This is a genomic window from Marinobacter sp. LA51, assembly GCF_030297175.1.
GTDB classification, from domain to species: Bacteria; Pseudomonadota; Gammaproteobacteria; order Pseudomonadales; family Oleiphilaceae; genus Marinobacter; species Marinobacter apostichopi.
In genome coordinates this window covers 2,915,210-2,929,865 of the sequence record NZ_AP028070.1, presented here as the reverse complement: position 1 = coordinate 2,929,865, position 14,656 = coordinate 2,915,210, and the positions used below count along the sequence as shown (strand labels likewise).

Here is a 14,656-nt window from a genome sequence, read left to right as displayed (position 1 = left end):
GCTCCGCTCCAGGTTTTGCTCAGTAAACACATAGGTAGGAGATTGAACCTGTCCCGATTTTCCGTTAAATCTGGGGCTTAGTATACTTCTACTACCTTAACCTCTTTCCACAACTCAAACACACGCAACAGGAGCCTGATAATGGCGGAAGGATCGCTCAAGGAACAATTGGCCAGCGCGGTAAAAGACGCGATGCGCAACAAGGACAAACTCCGGCTTACCACCCTGCGTATGGCGCAGGCTGCGGTGAAACAGATCGAGATCGATGAGCGTCGGGATTTGAGTGACGAAGACGTTCTGAAGGTGCTGGATAAAATGCTCAAGCAGCGCCGGGATGCCGCCAGTCAGTACGACGATGCCGGCCGCCCGGAGCTGGGCGACAAAGAGCGTGCGGAAATGGTGATCATCGAGGAGTTCATGCCCGCTGCACTGTCCGAGGATGACCTGGATAGCCTGATCCGATCGGCCCTTAGTTCCACCGACGCACAGGGCATGCAGGACATGGGCAAAGTTATGAACGAACTGAAGCCCCAGGTCCTGGGTCGGGTTGATATGGGCCATTTGAGCAAGAAAGTGCGAGCAGCGCTGGCGGGTTGATGAGTGCCCCGGGCTTCGCTGACTTGAATTGTGCGTGCAGTGCACTCAGCTATCAGAGACAGCCATGACATTTAGCGAGTCAGGAGAGCCGTTATGCATGTGTTCATAGCAGGAGCCAACGGACAGATCGGACAACACCTGTTGCAGGAAATGGCAAACAGCGACCATGAGGCACGTGCGCTGATCCGGCACCCGGACCAGGGGCCGGATTTGCAGCAGCTGGGCGCCACGGAAACCGTGGTGGGCGATCTTGAGCACGACTGTAGCGAGGCCATGAGAGGCTGCGATGCGGTTATTTTTACCGCAGGCTCCGGCCCTCATACAGGCCCGGATAAAACCATCGATGTGGATCAGGATGGTGCTATCCGGCTGGTGGATACCGCCAGGGCGATGGGTATCAAACGGTTCATCATGGTAAGCACCATGCGCGCGGAGGAGCCGGAAAAAGGGCCTGAAAAACTCCAGCATTACCTGAGGGCCAAGCACAACGCCGATGAGCACCTGAAGAACAGCGGCCTGAATTACACCATTGTTCGACCGGGCCGGCTCACCGATGAAGACGGCTCTGGCACGGTTGCGCTCAGTGCCAGACTGGAGGAGTTCGGTGAAATTCCTCGCCAGGATGTTGCCCGGGTGCTGCTGGCGGTGCTGGATTCGGACAACACCACTGACGCTGTGTTTGATGTGGTATCTGGTGATACGCCAGTACCTGAGGCATTGGCGAAACTCTGACAGTGTCCCGCCGCTACCAGCTGAGCCTTACGCTCCCGAAGATGGCATCGCCCAGGCGCAAATCGAGCGTGCCTTCCTCGGAATCCTGGTAGCGGACTCGGGTTTCAACGCTCGCCCCAATTCCCAGAATCACCACCGGCCAGCGCTCATCACCGGAACGGATTCGGTAGGTCAGCTCTGTTCGCCACTCCCTCATGTAGAGCGCGCTTTCGACTTGCTGAGTTTTATCCAGGGTAGCCCAGCGGTCCCCCATACGTTCCATCCGAAAAGCCCACCGGTTATTAGGGCTGTGCCATCGCAGTCGCACCGGAAGATCAATTAGCCAATGGCCGCGGTTGTTGATGAGTTGCCACCGCAACCGGGGCATCCAGCGGAACGAGCCAAAGCGATGATCGCCTCCGATGCCCAGGCTCAGGTCAGAACTCTCATCCAAGGCCCGGAATATGGCAACGCGGCCATTCATCACTTCTTGATGAAAGGCTTGTTCCTTGAACATATTGGAGGTGCCGGCGAGGCTGGTCCGCGCCTCTACACGGTAAAGCCCGTGTTGCCGGTCACCTCCCAGGGTTATCCGGTGCAGGTGGCCATTGTGCGCAGGATCACCGGTGCGGAGACGCAGAGCCTGGTAATCGTAATCGAGGCCGAATGAGCCAGCGGGAAATTGTCGACGCCAGCCTAATCCTCGTTGAACTCGAGATATTTCATCTGATGCCGGTACATCACCTTGCCAGTCGTAGGATTGCCATTGGCGATAGAGCAGGTAGGCGTGGTCTGAGGCTTGGCTGGTGCGAGGCATGACCAGGGCGGCTGTCAGAACAACCACCAGAGGGAAAAAACGCGGTGTCGGCAGACCTGTGAATTGCATGATATTTGCCCTACGCTTGTAGCCATAACGTAGTCAGCCCAAGCGGTGTTCAGACGCCTATGCCCGATAAAGAGCTTCGCACCAAATCCGATAAACAGTCTATCGAACAGTTTATCCATCAGGTCCAGAAATTGCCCAAGGGCGGCGGGGTTAAGGGCCGGCTGATCTTCGCCCTGGACGCCACCGCCAGCCGGGAGGCAACCTGGGACGAGGCCTGCCACTTGCAGAGTGAGCTATTCCTGGCCACCAAGGATCTGGGTGGCCTGGCCATCCAGCTGTGTTATTACCGAGGCTTTCGGGAGTTTAAGGCAACCGGTTTTGTTACGGAAACCGGCCAGCTGCTGAGCCTGATGAACGGTGTGTCTTGCCTGGGTGGCCGCACCCAGATAAGCCGGGTGCTGGCCCACGCGGTGAGTGAAACCCGCACCCAGCCTGTGAAAGCTGTGGTGTTTATTGGCGATTGCTGCGAGGAACCGGTGGACGAGCTTTGCCATACCGCCGGTGAACTGGGCATGCTGCGCACCCCGGTGTTCATGTTCCACGAGGGCGACGATGCCCATGCCCGGGCGGTGTTCCAGCAGGTGAGCAAACTTTCGGGCGGCGCCTATGCGCCGTTTGATCGCAACAGTCCGCAAGTGTTGAAGGATCTTATGGCTGCTGTTGCGGTCTATGCGTCTGGTGGAGCCAAGGCCCTGGAGGATTTTTCCAGCCATAGCTCTGCGGAAGTGAAGCGCCTGACAAAGCAAATCAGATAAGGTAGATAGCGACAATGGTGGGCCGATTAGCCCGGAGTTCCGAGTGCAGATAACGCTAATTTTTCTCGTGATGTCGTTGTTTGCGGCTTTGTGGCTGCGCAGCCTGCCGCGGAAACAACGGGGGCCGGCGGCCATCAAATTGTCGTTAATCGTGGGTACCGTGATCGTAGTGCTGTTGGCTGTGACTGGCCGTTTGCACTTTTTGTTCGCCTTACTGGCGTTTCTTTATCCGCTGCTGCGCCGGGTGCTGCCGTCTCTTCTGACGGGAGGCCTGACCGGCGGCGCCAAGGCCAAGCCGGGCAACCAGTCCCATGTTTCCAGCGAAGTTCTGGAAATGAGCCTGGACCATGACTCCGGAACCATGGACGGCACGATTTTGACGGGCCCCATGGCGGGCCGGACACTGTCGGACCTGGGCGAAAGCGAGTTCCTTGAGCTGTTACGCTATTGTCGGGCGCAGGATGAGGACTCGGCCCGGTTGCTGGAATCCTACCTTGATCGACGGTTTGGTGACTCCTGGCGCGCGGATGACGAGGCTGGTCCTGAAAGCGGAGAATCCGCTGGGGGCGGCAATGCCAGTGGCCCGCTGACCGAGAGCGAAGCCCTGGACATTCTGGGCCTGGAACCCGGTGCCAGTCGGGAAGAAATTATTCAGGCGCACCGCCGGATGATGCAGAAATTGCACCCGGATCATGGTGGCAGTAACTACCTGGCCGCGCGCATCAATGAAGCGAAAGAGTGCCTGTTGAGGTGATGTTGCTGAGTTGATTCATTCTGTTCAAAGGCAGGCCTGCACTGAATCCCCAAGCGCCAGTTTCCCGCCTTCCACCACCCGAGTGGTGATGCCCCCATGCCCGCGCATGGCGTTGTAGCCGCCTGGCCCGAGCGTGGTTTCCATCTTGCTGCAGGGATGGCACAGGCCGGTGTATTCCAGAACCACGTCGCCAATGCGGAAGGTTTTACCTTTCAGTGCCAGCAGGTTCAGGCCGGAAATCACGATGTTGCGCCGGAACACCTCCGGCGCGATGGCCTCGCGCTGCAGGCAGGAGGCAATAGCATGCAGGTGCTCCTGCTGAATCAGCGTTACTTGTCGCTTGCTCGTTTCGCGGCCCTTGAAGCGGTCCCCCTCCAGGCCTGTGCCGGGGCTGACAGTCACTCGCTCAAGCATTTCCATAGCCTGGCCTCGGGCAGGGCGAATGCCTATCCATTCCACCCGGCCGGTTTGTGGCAGGGTGTCCAGCAGGATTTGCATGGGGGTTGGTTCAGCCATGGGCTCTCTCCACTCGATTCAGAAATGCGCCGATGTGCTCGAACGCCTCTTCCGCTTCTGGCAACAACGGCGTGAACAGATGCCAGACATGCACCATGTCTGGCCAGGTTTTCAGTTCTACCGGCGAGCCAGCAGCCCGCGCTTTCTCAACGTAGCGCTGCGCGTTCTCCAGTAACAGTTCCGATTCGCTGACGTGAATCAGCGTGGGCGGCAGCCCGTGTAATCGTCCCCGCAGGGGTGATGCTATCGGGCTGGTGGGCAGTACCCGCATGCCCAGCACGGTTCCCCACCACAGCAGTGGCATGGGTATTCGGGCCATTTTTTTCACGGTCGGCCCCAGCATGACATCGGATTCCAGATTGGCCCGGCTGCCCAGGGAAGTCAGCATCAGCTCGGTGGACGGTGACAGGGCAATCGCGGCGGTCGGTGCTTGCAGGCCCTGGTCCCGTATCCAGGCGATAAGGCCCAGGGTATGGCTGCCACCGGCAGAGTCGCCCGCAACCACCAGGAAATCGGCTGAAGCCTTACCATCCGGACCGTTGTCCAGTAGCCAGCGATAGGCCCGCTGGCAATCGATGATGCCGTCCAGGTAGCGGTTTTCTGGCATCAGCCGGTAATCGATTGCGAATACGCAGGCCTGGGTTAGCCGGGACAACCGGTCGGTAATGGCGCGATGGCTTTTGGGGCTGCCAGCAATCCAGGAACCACCGTGAATGTAGAGAATGCGCCGCTCGGGTTTTGCCCCGGGTGCGATAACCCACTCGCCTCTGGGTGAACCACTGGCCGGTGAACGGTTGTCCGAGGCCAGTTCCAGGCCATCGCTCATGCTGTCCATGTACCTCCGCAACGCTTTGACTCGGGCAAGCCCATGCAGGCCGTCAGCGGCTGCGTGCATGCCCTGAACTATTTCCAGAACCTGTTGGCGAGCGTCATCGTGTTGCTGGGGAGGAGGTGCCTCAGTTTGATCCCTAGTGCTTCGCTTCCGGCGAATGAAAAACACCACGGCAGCGATCAGCGCGACCATGAACAGGCCAAACCACATCATTGCGAACCAGGCCATTCCGAATATCATAGTCAGTCCTTAATTGGCGGCATCCCGGAGATGGGCTACTTTGCCATACTAATTCAGTTGCTCAGTATCGCATCAATGCAATACTCAGGCCTGTCTGGATTTCGATGCGTGGCATCTGCAAAATACGCTTCTTTGTTAACAGTTTTGCCAGAATAGCTGAGTGGCGGGACCGATTTTATCAGTAGGGATTAGAGACATTGGATCATCGAGGATTGCTTGCCGCCTGGAGCGACGATAAGGGCTTCGGCTTCATAACCCCTGCTATCGGCGGCGAGCGCGTTTTCGCCCATATCAGCGCCTATGCCGGGCGTGGCCGGCCATCGGCAAACCGGGAAGTGAGGTACTCGCTCACGGAAGACTCTCAGGGCCGAATACGGGCTGGGCAGTTTCAGTACACAGGTATTGGAAAACTCGGTGCGAGTGTCGCGCCAGGTTTCTGGCTGGCTCTGCTGGTGGCTGTCGGCGTGATTGGTGGCCTGAGCAGCGCGTATGAGTTCGGCTATGTGCCCGTGATCGTGCCGGCGGCTTACGCGGCAATGAGTCTGCTCGCATTGATCATGTACGCGATCGACAAAGCGGCTGCCGTGAAAGGCCGACGGCGTGTGCCGGAGAATCGCCTGCACCTGTTCGAATTGCTCGGTGGTTGGCCTGGAGCCTTGATCGGCCAGCAGCTATTTCGCCACAAAACCCGTAAGGGGTCGTTTCAGCTCGGCTTCTGGCTGTGTGTCATCCTGAACGTTGGTGTGCTTGGCTGGCTACTCCTTTGCCCGGAGGCGGCGCTTGCTCGGGGGACGCTCGGAATCAATCCTTTGGAATTGGGTTGGTGGTGACATCCCTGTCCGCCAACCCGCCAATGAGCCCTAGTTTTTGGCGAACAACTGGCCCATGTCCTTGAAGGCTTTGAACTCAAGGGCATTGCCGCAGGGGTCGAACAGGAACATGGTGGCCTGTTCGCCCACCTGTCCCTGGAACCGCACATAGGGCTCGATCACGAACTTTGTGCCCCTGGCCTTCAATCGCTCGGCCAGCGCCTCCCACCTGTCCCAGTCCAGCACCACGCCAAAATGCGGCACCGGTACGTCGTGCCCGTCCACGGAGTTGCTTTGGGCGTTCTCCTGGGACGCGGTTTTCGGGTGTTCGTGGATGACCAGCTGGTGGCCGTAAAAGTTGAAGTCTACCCAATGGTCGCTGGAGCGCCCTTCTTCAAGGCCAAACACCTCGCCGTAAAAGGTCCGGGCAGCAGCCAGGTCGTACACGGGAATTGCCAGGTGGAACGGTGACAGGCTCATGGATAACTCCTTCAGACCTGGTTGTTTAGGCCTGGTTGTTTAGACCCAGTTACTTGGCGCTGGTAACGTATTTCAGGACTTCAACCACTTGCTCAGGTGTTTGCGCCCAGGCCATGGCCGCAGCGTCTACTTCCTTGAGCGGGTGGATGATGTCGTCGTTGTGCAGGGTGACATAGGGCGTGCCCATGGCCGCGCAGTAGCCTGCATCAAAGGCGGCATTCCATTGCTTGTACTTGTCGCCAAAACGAATGATGGCCAGGTCGCATTGCTCCAGCATGGTCTTGGTGCGAATGCTGTTCACCTTTGAGGACTGGTGGTCGCGCCAGAAGGACACGTCTGGCTTGCCCAGGACATCACCGGCGGCATCGCTGGCCTCGTGATTGGTAACCGGGGCGGTGAATTCCACCGGCAGTCCGGCGGCCTCTGCGCCGGCCTGAATCTGCTCGCGCCAGTCGGTGTGGATTTCGCCGGAAAGATAAACGGTCCAGATCATGGAGGTTTCCTCAGTTGGTGTCGGAACGGGTCGGTCTGCGACCCGGGAAAAGTGGGGCCCTATCATACGTGAGCCGGAGACCGGATGCCCATGCCGGGGTTAACCTCCACCCAACACTAATCAAATCGTGCCTACGGCCATGAGCGCTTTAAGTCGCGGCGCGAGCCGTCCATAGTGAGAGGTGTTGGAAATACCATTGATCACTACGTATCCCCCCTATCACCGTCTATCACGAAAGGAGACATGTGCCGATGAGTACCTACAAAGCGATAAACCTTGTGAAGCGGCCTGCCGGGAAGATTGGTCCGGAGCTGTTCGAAGTAGTGGAAAAGACCGTCCCGGAACCCACTGATGGCGAGATCTTGGTTCGGCAGACTTACATGTCCCTGGATCCGGCCATGATGGGCTGGATGAGCGAAGACACCGACAGCTACATTCCACGGGTGGAACTCGGCGATGTAATGCGCTCATCGGGCATTGGTGAAGTGGTGGCCTCCCGCCATCCGGATTTTGCCGAGGGTGATCAGGTTATCGGGATGTTTGGCTGGCAGGAAATGGCCCTGATGGATGGTGCGGGTGTGAATAAGGTGGACAAAAACCTGCCGCCGGAAATGGCGCTGTCGGTGTTTGCCCTGCCAGGTCTGACGGCTACTCAGGGGCTGTACGGTTATGGCCACCCCAAGAAGGGTGAGACCCTTGTGGTGTCCGGCGCGGCCGGCTCCGTTGGTTCAATCGTGGGCCAGCTGGCCAAAGCCGATGGTCTGCGAGTGATTGGCGTGGTTGGCAGCGACGAGAAGGCCGACTGGATCGTCAACGAGCTTGGTTTTGACGGCGCGGTGAACTACAAGACCGACGATTTGGGTGCGAAACTGGACGAATTGACGCCGCAAGGAATCGACGTCTACTTCGAGAACACCGGTGGCCCGATCCAGGACTATGTGTTCGAGCGGATGAATGCCCATGGCCGTGTGGTGGTGTGTGGCATGATCGCCGACTACACCGCGGCTACTCCGCGCCCGGGCCCGAACTGGATGCGCATCATCAAGAAGCGCCTGTCGATTCAGGGCTTCACCATGCCCGATCACCGGGACAAGACCAAAGAGCTTCACGCCAAGCTCACGCCCTATGTTCAGAATGGCCAGATCAAGTACCGGACTCACGTTCTGGAAGGCCTGGAATCGGCCATGAGTGGTCTGTCGCTGTTCCTGACCGGCGACAACAAGGGCAAGCTGATGGTTAAGTTCTAGCGTGCATCGATTTGGCCCCCTGGTGTCTGGATGACCAAAGGGGGTAAGCGATCCCGGCCAGGCGGTTGATCGCAAAGGCGTGTGCAAGCAGTAGAAATACGCCAGCCATCAACACCGGGAGTTGTTCAAGGTGAGGCATGAGACCCAAGGACACGATCAGGGCCGTTGCGCCGGCTGGTGGATGCACCATGTCGAGCGCCACCATCAAGCACCCCGTCAGGCCCATTGCCATCGCAACAGCGCCGACACGGGCAACATCCACACCGGTTAGGAACGCTGATGGAGCATCATGCAATCCGAATGTATAAAGGCTGGCAAGCCCCATGACGGCGCCGATAAAGTGCCCGCACAAAACATTGCGCGGTGATGCGGCCTGGGCCATCGGTACATGAAACAGGATGAACGCCGTGGCGCCGAGCGACGGGAAGATGAAGGCTTCCTGCGTTACCAGAGCCAACACGGCGACTAGTGCGATACTGAAGCCACTGTTCACCAGGTTGAACACAGCCATGACCGCGGTGGCGCTATATTTTGCCGTCAATCGCTCAAGGTGAAGCGTTTGAAGCACGCCGCTGACGAGTTGCCAACGTAGTTTCTCGTTCCTTCGACTCATACAGCCTCTTTTGCACCAAAAGAGTGCGAGAGGCTAGGTCAGGCCTTGCGTTAAAGCAACCCGTAATTGTCGATATCGTTTATCGATTCGATGCCCAATACCGTTTCTGGCCAGTGCCGCGTCAATCGCTCTGTTTCAACCCCATCTCCCAGAAGTCGATCTCAAGCCGGGTGGCGTCGCTGAAGATACGGGTGAGTTGCTGGAACCGGGTGTCGGAGACATCGGCGAGTCGCGAATCCAACCACTGAACCTCCGCCTGCATGGCGTCCTGAAAGTCTTCACTTTCGTACATGGCAATCCAGGCATCGTAGGGATTGTTGTTGCCCCGAACGGTAGTGGCCCGGCTGTTTAGCCAGTTGGCGATTTCACCATAACCGACCATGCAAGGCGAGAGCGCCACGTGCAGGTCCAGCAGATCGCCCCGGTTGCCGGTGTCGAGCACATACCGTGTGTAGGCGAGGGTGGCGCGGGCTTCTGGCAGGTTGGCCAGCTCTTCCTCAGAAATTCCCCACTCCTGGCAGTAGCTGATGTGTAGATCCAGCTCTACGTCCACGATGGCTTGCAGTCCTTCCTTGGCATGTTTCAGGTCCGACAGGGTCGGGCTTTTGTAAGCCGCCAGGGCATAGGCGCGGGCGAACTGGATCAGGAACAGGTAGTCTTGCTTGAGGTAATGCTGGAACGCCTCCGGGGCCAGTGAGGCATCGCCCAGCTGCTTTACAAAACTGTGTTCGATGTAGTCACGCCATTCGGCCTGGCAAGTTTTCTTGAGGTCTTCAAACTGGTAGGGCATTGGGGCTCCTGAGTAGGGGGCTGGCGAGTGTCAGTAGCAGGAATTGGGTGACGAATCCGGATTGATGTCGCCGGCCACCTCTTCCGGATCGATGCCGTGGCTGATAAGGACTTCCCGCACAAAGTTAACCTGGGCCAGGATGCGGTCGGCATCGTCGCTGTACTCGAATCGATTGATCTCTACCGGTTGCGGCATGAAGGTAAAGGCGGTTTTCAGTGCAGTGAGAGTGTCTTCGTCGGCCATTGGGAATACTCCTTGTCATGCTGTTTGTGTGGCTGCATGGAAGGAGTATACCCAAGCCTGTGGTCTGGATCAGGGGGTCAATGGGTGACTTTGGTATCAGCCGTTGCCCGTTTGCGTGGAGCGGAGTTTTTACGTGAAGAGGCGCGGCGTTTCTGCCTGATCGGGGTCGGAGGTGCTGGCTCGTTGCGCACGTAGGCTCCGGGCGCCGGCTCGATTACCGGTAGTTCGCCATCCTCGACGGTGCGGGCGGGCACTTTGCCATCACCAAACTGTTCAGCCCAGGCGACCCAATCCGGCCACCAGGAACCTTCGCTCTGCTTGGCACCCCGCAACCATACCTCTGGATCCGGATCGTTGTCATCGTTGAGCCGGTAGCCATACTTTTTCTTCTCCGGCGGATTGATGATGCCTGCGATGTGTCCGGAGCCGCCCAGTACAAACCGTACGGGGCCGCCGAGATTGCGTGAACCCTTGTAACAGGACGTCCAGGGGGCGATGTGGTCCTCAATGGCCGAGGCAAAGTAGGTTGGGATTTTTACCTTGCCCAGATCAATCGGTGTGCCCGCCAGTTCAATCGCGCCGGGTTCCCGCATCCGGTTGTTCTGGTACATGTTGCGCAGGTAGAAGCTGTGCATGGCAGCCGGCATTCGGGTGGCGTCGGCGTTCCAGTACAACAGGTCAAATGGTGCGCTATCACGGCCCATTAGGTAGTTGTTGACGAAGAACGACCAGATCAGGCTGTTGGCCCGAAGCATGTTGAAGGCGGTCGCCATCGAAGCACCATCGAGATAGCCCTGCTTGTTCATGACCTTCTCGAGTTTGTTGATGGCGTCTTCATCAATGAACACTTCCAGGTCGCCCACGTCTGAGAAGTCCATCAGGCAGTTCAGGAAGGTGGCGCTCTTGACACGGTTGTCGCCGCGGGCCGCCATCCAGGCCAGGGTGCAGCCGAGCAGGGTGCCGCCGATGCAATAGCCAACCGTATTCAGCTCACGCTCGCCAGTGGTTTCTTCGATGGCGTTCATGGCGGCGATGGGGCCTTCGAGCATGTAGTCTTCGAAGCTCTTGTGGGCCAGCTCCGGCCCGGGGTTCACCCAGGACACCACGAATACCGTGTGGCCTTGTTCTACCCAATAGCGGATGAAGGATTTTTTCTCGCCCAGATCGAGGATGTAGTACTTGTTGATCCACGGTGGGATCACCAGCAGCGGCCGGCGGTGCACGGTGTCGGTGGTTGGCTTGTATTGGATCAGCTGCATCAGCTCGTTCTGGAAAATCACATCGCCCGGTGTGTTGGCCAGATTTTCTCCCACCGTAAAGGCGTCCGGGTCGGACATACGGAAGGGCATGGGGCCTGAGCCCTCATCCAGATCTCGTAGCAGGTTGGCCAGGCCTCGCAACAGGTTTCTGCCTCGCGTGCGAATGGTTGCCTGCAGCACTTCAGGGTTGCTCAGGATGAAGTTGCTTGGGGCCAGAGCGTCGGTCATCTGGCCGGTGAAGAACTTCAGTTTGCGCCGGGTGTGGTCGTCCATGCCGCGGACATCATCAAGGGTGTCTATGATCCAGCGATTGGACAACAGGTAGGCCTGTTTGATGACGTTGAACGCCATAACCTCATTCCAGGCCTGGTCGCGAAAGCGTCCGTCACCCGGTTCCGGCTCCACTACGCTCAGCGGCTTATTGCCTATGCTGCTGGCCAACAGGCCCGACCAGAATTCGGTGGAGTCTTTGATCAGTCGGATCTGGGCAAAGAGCAGCGTGTCGGGCTGGGTGGCTAGCCGGCCAGTCAGGGACAAAAACGGCTTGGCCATGCTCTTGATGCTGGCCGGGTTGGGCTCGCCGCCGCGTAATCGCCGCAGGATTGAGCGTTTCAGCAGTCGGCCGCCGTGCTTGCCGGCCCGCACCAGGGACCGGCTTACAACGTTGGGTTCGAACTCTGACGGCGATGGTGTCTTGATCGGTTTATCTGCCATGGTTCTGCTCTTAACCTCTCGTTGTTACATGTACACGCCGCCGTTCACATTGATCTGTTGGCCGGTGATGTAGTCCCCTTCCGCTGCCAGGAAGACCACCGCGCGGGCGATTTCCTCGGGCTTGCCAAAGCGGCCCATGGGCACTCGCGAAATAATGTGTTGGCGAATGTTCTCGGGCACCTGGGCCAGCATTTCGGTTTCGGTGAAGCCCGGAGCAATGGCGTTAACGGTGATGTTGTACTTGGCCATTTCCAGCGCCAGAGTCTTTGTGAACGCGATGATGCCGCCTTTACTGGCAGCGTAGTTGGCCTGACCGAAGTTGCCGGCCTGGCCGACGAAGGAGGTGATGTTGATGATGCGGCCGTACTCCTGGTCCATCATGATTTTCAGTACTTCAGAGCAAGTGGCGTAGACACTCCCGAGGTTGGTATCGAGGACGTCATTCCAGTCCTCGTCGGTGAGTTTTTTCATCGACTTGTCTTTGGTGATGCCGGCGTTGTTCACCAGTATGTCGATACGCCCCCATTTCTCATGGACCTGGCGTATCAGGTTTCGGGCCTCTGGCATTTGGGATAGGTCGGCCTGGAAGGCCAGGGACCGAACGCCGTTCGCCTCGATTTCTTTGACGACCTCATCGGCCTCGGACTGACGTGAACGGTAATTGATGGCGACATCGGCGCCGCGCTGGGCTAGCTGAAGTGCAATGTGCCGACCGATGCCGCGAGAGGCACCGGTGACGATGGCAACCTTGCCTTTAAGGTCTTGCATGAGGCGCTCCTTGCGATCTTCTTGTGGGCTGGCTTGAGTGGTTTTTGAACATTCAAAAACCCCTATTTCAAGCTAGCAGAGCGCCCATGAGGCCACAAGAAATCAGCGCAAAGAGCGCACTCAGGCGCTGCGGATGAAGCCCTTCAACTGTGGCGCAATTTCCTCGCGCCAGCGGCTGCCATTGAATACTCCATAATGGCCAGCATTCGGCTGCAGGTGATGCAGGCGCCGGGAGTCAGGCACGTTGACGCACAGATCGTGGGCGGCCCGGGTTTGACCTGGGCTGGAAATGTCGTCTTTCTCACCTTCGATGGTCATCAGGGCGGTATCGCGGATGGCGGCCGGATTCACCAGCCGGCCACGGTGTTTGAAGCAACCGCGGGCCAGGTGAAATTCCTGGAAGACACGCTGGATAGTATCCAGATAGTAGGTTGCCGGCAGATCCATCACCGCCAGGTACTCGTCGTAGAATTCGCGGTGGCGATCGACCTTTTCGGCTTCGTCATCGCGAATGGATCGGTACAGCCCGCGATACGCATCCACGTGGCGATCGAAGTTCATGTTCACAAACCCGGTCAGTTGCAGGAACCCCGGATATACCTGACGCATCACGCCAGGGTAGGGCGCGGGCACCGGGTGTACCAGATTGCGTTTGAACCAGGCCAGGTTGTGTTTGGTGGCCAGTTTGCACGGTGCGGTGGGATCAACACGTCCGTCGATTGGGCCACTCATCAGCGCCAGCGAGCGCGGTGACGACGGATGGTTGTCCTCGGCCATGATGGCGGTGGCGGCGAGTACTGGAACTACTGGCTGGCAGACCGCCAGTACGTGAGTGTCCGGCCCCAGGTGGTCAATGAAATCAATGACGTAATCGATGTAGTCGTCGAGGCCAAAATCGCCCGCCGACAGCGGAACCTTACAGGCATCGCGCCAATCGGTGATGTACACGTCGTGATCGGGCAGCATGGCTTCAACGGTGCCGCGCAGCAGTGAGGCAAAGTGCCCGGACAGCGGCGCAACAATCAGCAGCTTAGGATCATCGGGCCGCTCTACATTGCGCTCAAAATGCTTCAACTGGGCAAAAGATTTGCGTTTGACGATGGCTTCATTAACTTCGACCTGCTGACCGTCGCAGGTCGTGAATGGCAGATCGAACGCTGGCTTGGGGTAGCGGCGGGTGAGGTCGTTGAACACCTCGTAGGCCGAGGCAACGCTGCGGGCGCCGGGAAGCCGGGAAAAGGGGCTTAGCCGGTGTTGTAGCAAGGTGCTCTGGGTGGCGCTCATCATGCGCATGGGCATCAGCGCTGCGCGGCTCATCTCGTGGGCAAAGTACATCATAGTCTTGTCCTGCTTGAGTTCTGGATTGCGGTATCTTCGAGCCGATCCCTTGCCTCATGCACCACCTGATGATCTATCAGGGTATTACCCGTGATCAGCAGATTATCATACTTTGGTCGCTGTGCGTTTGGTAAGCTTTTGACTTCACCCAAGAGGAGTCTCCATGTTTCGCATTCAGGTTGAACGCACGCTCGCCAAGGACATCGATGCTGTTTTTGAGGCCATTACCGACCATGCCCGCTACGAGCGGTTTCCCGGTGTTGATAAGTCAGTACTGGTAGAGCATGGCTCGCAGGAGAAGAATGGCGCCGGTGCGCTGCGGATTATTGGCGCTGGGCCGTTGGAGCTGTACGAACGCATTACCCGGTTTGAACGGCCGACGCTGATGCACTACCGCATTGAGCAATCGAGCCCGTTCTCGGTACAGCATGATAAGGGCGAGATTCAGTTGCAGCCGGTGGGCGAGCATACCAGGGTGACTTGGATATCCGAGGGCCGAGTGCGGGTTCCGGTACTGGGCCGGCTGTTGGATCGGTTTGCCGAGCGCACGTTTATCAAGGCGTTCAATTCCTTGCTGAAGGCGGTTGAGCGGCTGTAGGTGAGGCCGCTCA

General features: G+C 58.2%; 19 protein-coding genes. 8 read left to right on the top strand and 11 right to left on the bottom strand.

Annotation, left to right across the window (positions count from 1 at the left end; all coding sequences use genetic code 11):
- The first annotated feature begins 141 nt into the window (after positions 1-141).
- Positions 142-597 (top strand): GatB/YqeY domain-containing protein, encoded by a 456-nt coding sequence (locus QUE89_RS13570; RefSeq protein WP_286220608.1) that lies wholly within the window; start codon positions 142-144, stop codon positions 595-597.
- Positions 598-690: 93 nt separating this feature from the next.
- Positions 691-1,329 carry an SDR family oxidoreductase gene (locus QUE89_RS13565; RefSeq protein ID WP_286220607.1) on the top strand — a complete coding sequence of 213 codons (639 nt, stop codon included), beginning with the start codon at positions 691-693 and terminating at the stop codon, positions 1,327-1,329.
- A 13-nt stretch (positions 1,330-1,342) separates the two neighbouring features.
- Here the strand turns inward: QUE89_RS13565 and QUE89_RS13560 are convergent, their stop codons facing one another.
- Positions 1,343-2,194 (bottom strand): hypothetical protein, encoded by an 852-nt coding sequence (locus QUE89_RS13560; protein WP_286220606.1) that lies wholly within the window; start codon positions 2,192-2,194, stop codon positions 1,343-1,345.
- 59 nt (positions 2,195-2,253) lie between these two features.
- On the opposite strand from QUE89_RS13560, the gene QUE89_RS13555 reads away from it, so the two are divergent.
- A complete protein-coding gene (locus QUE89_RS13555; RefSeq protein WP_286220605.1) occupies positions 2,254-2,949 on the top strand; it encodes a VWA domain-containing protein in 696 nt (231 codons plus the stop codon).
- Positions 2,950-3,019: 70 nt separating this feature from the next.
- On the top strand, positions 3,020-3,703 hold the full coding sequence (locus QUE89_RS13550; RefSeq protein ID WP_434784112.1) for a DnaJ domain-containing protein: 684 nt from the start codon (positions 3,020-3,022) through the stop codon (positions 3,701-3,703).
- Positions 3,704-3,727: 24 nt separating this feature from the next.
- Here the strand turns inward: QUE89_RS13550 and QUE89_RS13545 are convergent, their stop codons facing one another.
- The gene (locus QUE89_RS13545; protein ID WP_286220603.1) at positions 3,728-4,219 is read right to left on the bottom strand and encodes an MOSC domain-containing protein; all 492 of its coding nucleotides are present in this window, start codon (positions 4,217-4,219) and stop codon (positions 3,728-3,730) included.
- Positions 4,212-5,054 (bottom strand): alpha/beta hydrolase, encoded by an 843-nt coding sequence (locus QUE89_RS13540; protein ID WP_353506793.1) that lies wholly within the window; start codon positions 5,052-5,054, stop codon positions 4,212-4,214. The genes QUE89_RS13545 and QUE89_RS13540 overlap by 8 nt, the downstream gene beginning before the upstream one ends.
- A gap of 33 nt (positions 5,055-5,087) precedes the next feature.
- Between QUE89_RS13540 and QUE89_RS17390 the strand changes: the two genes are divergently transcribed.
- The gene (locus QUE89_RS17390) at positions 5,088-5,447 is read left to right on the top strand and encodes a hypothetical protein (protein WP_353506792.1); all 360 of its coding nucleotides are present in this window, start codon (positions 5,088-5,090) and stop codon (positions 5,445-5,447) included.
- A gap of 41 nt (positions 5,448-5,488) precedes the next feature.
- Positions 5,489-6,121: a cold shock and DUF1294 domain-containing protein gene (locus QUE89_RS13535; RefSeq protein ID WP_286220601.1), complete on the top strand. Its 633-nt coding sequence runs from the start codon at positions 5,489-5,491 to the stop codon at positions 6,119-6,121.
- A gap of 30 nt (positions 6,122-6,151) precedes the next feature.
- Here the strand turns inward: QUE89_RS13535 and QUE89_RS13530 are convergent, their stop codons facing one another.
- Positions 6,152-6,580 carry a VOC family protein gene (locus QUE89_RS13530; protein ID WP_286220600.1) on the bottom strand — a complete coding sequence of 143 codons (429 nt, stop codon included), beginning with the start codon at positions 6,578-6,580 and terminating at the stop codon, positions 6,152-6,154.
- Positions 6,581-6,629: 49 nt separating this feature from the next.
- On the bottom strand, positions 6,630-7,073 hold the full coding sequence (locus QUE89_RS13525) for a YtoQ family protein (RefSeq protein ID WP_286220599.1): 444 nt from the start codon (positions 7,071-7,073) through the stop codon (positions 6,630-6,632).
- 251 nt (positions 7,074-7,324) lie between these two features.
- Here QUE89_RS13525 and QUE89_RS13520 point away from each other — a divergent pair, with 251 nt between their 5' ends.
- The gene (locus tag QUE89_RS13520) at positions 7,325-8,320 is read left to right on the top strand and encodes an NADP-dependent oxidoreductase (protein ID WP_286220598.1); all 996 of its coding nucleotides are present in this window, start codon (positions 7,325-7,327) and stop codon (positions 8,318-8,320) included.
- Here QUE89_RS13520 and QUE89_RS13515 read toward each other — a convergent pair.
- The 6 genes from QUE89_RS13515 to QUE89_RS13490 form a co-directional block, all read right to left on the bottom strand.
- Positions 8,310-8,933, bottom strand: a complete 624-nt coding sequence (locus QUE89_RS13515) for an HPP family protein (protein WP_286220597.1) — start codon at positions 8,931-8,933, stop codon at positions 8,310-8,312. The genes QUE89_RS13520 and QUE89_RS13515 overlap by 11 nt on opposite strands.
- Positions 8,934-9,054: 121 nt before the next feature.
- Positions 9,055-9,723, bottom strand: coding sequence for a thiaminase II (gene tenA, locus QUE89_RS13510; protein ID WP_286220596.1), 669 nt, complete (start codon positions 9,721-9,723; stop codon positions 9,055-9,057).
- A 30-nt stretch (positions 9,724-9,753) separates the two neighbouring features.
- Positions 9,754-9,966: a penicillin-binding protein gene (locus QUE89_RS13505; protein WP_286220595.1), complete on the bottom strand. Its 213-nt coding sequence runs from the start codon at positions 9,964-9,966 to the stop codon at positions 9,754-9,756.
- Positions 9,967-10,043: 77 nt separating this feature from the next.
- Entirely contained in the window at positions 10,044-11,939 is a 1,896-nt protein-coding gene (locus QUE89_RS13500) for a PHA/PHB synthase family protein (protein ID WP_286220594.1), read from the bottom strand.
- A 24-nt stretch (positions 11,940-11,963) separates the two neighbouring features.
- Positions 11,964-12,707, bottom strand: a complete 744-nt coding sequence (gene fabG / locus QUE89_RS13495) for a 3-oxoacyl-[acyl-carrier-protein] reductase (protein WP_286220593.1) — start codon at positions 12,705-12,707, stop codon at positions 11,964-11,966.
- Between the two features lie 120 nt (positions 12,708-12,827).
- Positions 12,828-14,045: a polyhydroxyalkanoate depolymerase gene (locus QUE89_RS13490; protein WP_286220592.1), complete on the bottom strand. Its 1,218-nt coding sequence runs from the start codon at positions 14,043-14,045 to the stop codon at positions 12,828-12,830.
- Between the two features lie 163 nt (positions 14,046-14,208).
- Between QUE89_RS13490 and QUE89_RS13485 the strand changes: the two genes are divergently transcribed.
- Complete coding sequence (locus QUE89_RS13485; RefSeq protein WP_286220591.1) at positions 14,209-14,643, top strand: SRPBCC family protein; 435 nt, start codon at positions 14,209-14,211, stop codon at positions 14,641-14,643.
- Positions 14,644-14,656 lie beyond the last annotated feature (13 nt).

Bases quoted from the DNA above. Each gene is read 5' to 3' on its own strand.
- QUE89_RS13505 (WP_286220595.1), bottom strand. From the start codon at position 9,966: ATGGCCGACGAAGACACTCTCACTGCACTGAAAACCGCCTTTACCTTC.
- QUE89_RS13570 (WP_286220608.1), top strand. From the start codon at position 142: ATGGCGGAAGGATCGCTCAAGGAACAATTGGCCAGCGCGGTAAAAGAC.
- QUE89_RS13550 (WP_434784112.1), top strand. From the start codon at position 3,020: ATGTCGTTGTTTGCGGCTTTGTGGCTGCGCAGCCTGCCGCGGAAACAA.
- QUE89_RS13515 (WP_286220597.1), bottom strand. From the start codon at position 8,933: ATGAGTCGAAGGAACGAGAAACTACGTTGGCAACTCGTCAGCGGCGTG.
- fabG (WP_286220593.1), bottom strand. From the start codon at position 12,707: ATGCAAGACCTTAAAGGCAAGGTTGCCATCGTCACCGGTGCCTCTCGC.
- QUE89_RS13525 (WP_286220599.1), bottom strand. From the start codon at position 7,073: ATGATCTGGACCGTTTATCTTTCCGGCGAAATCCACACCGACTGGCGC.
- QUE89_RS13520 (WP_286220598.1), top strand. From the start codon at position 7,325: ATGAGTACCTACAAAGCGATAAACCTTGTGAAGCGGCCTGCCGGGAAG.
- QUE89_RS13545 (WP_286220603.1), bottom strand. From the start codon at position 4,219: ATGGCTGAACCAACCCCCATGCAAATCCTGCTGGACACCCTGCCACAA.
- tenA (WP_286220596.1), bottom strand. From the start codon at position 9,723: ATGCCCTACCAGTTTGAAGACCTCAAGAAAACTTGCCAGGCCGAATGG.
- QUE89_RS13490 (WP_286220592.1), bottom strand. From the start codon at position 14,045: ATGATGTACTTTGCCCACGAGATGAGCCGCGCAGCGCTGATGCCCATG.
- QUE89_RS17390 (WP_353506792.1), top strand. From the start codon at position 5,088: ATGCAGGCCGTCAGCGGCTGCGTGCATGCCCTGAACTATTTCCAGAAC.
- QUE89_RS13540 (WP_353506793.1), bottom strand. From the start codon at position 5,054: ATGGACAGCATGAGCGATGGCCTGGAACTGGCCTCGGACAACCGTTCA.
- QUE89_RS13555 (WP_286220605.1), top strand. From the start codon at position 2,254: ATGCCCGATAAAGAGCTTCGCACCAAATCCGATAAACAGTCTATCGAA.
- QUE89_RS13565 (WP_286220607.1), top strand. From the start codon at position 691: ATGCATGTGTTCATAGCAGGAGCCAACGGACAGATCGGACAACACCTG.
- QUE89_RS13560 (WP_286220606.1), bottom strand. From the start codon at position 2,194: ATGCAATTCACAGGTCTGCCGACACCGCGTTTTTTCCCTCTGGTGGTT.
- QUE89_RS13485 (WP_286220591.1), top strand. From the start codon at position 14,209: ATGTTTCGCATTCAGGTTGAACGCACGCTCGCCAAGGACATCGATGCT.
- QUE89_RS13530 (WP_286220600.1), bottom strand. From the start codon at position 6,580: ATGAGCCTGTCACCGTTCCACCTGGCAATTCCCGTGTACGACCTGGCT.
- QUE89_RS13500 (WP_286220594.1), bottom strand. From the start codon at position 11,939: ATGGCAGATAAACCGATCAAGACACCATCGCCGTCAGAGTTCGAACCC.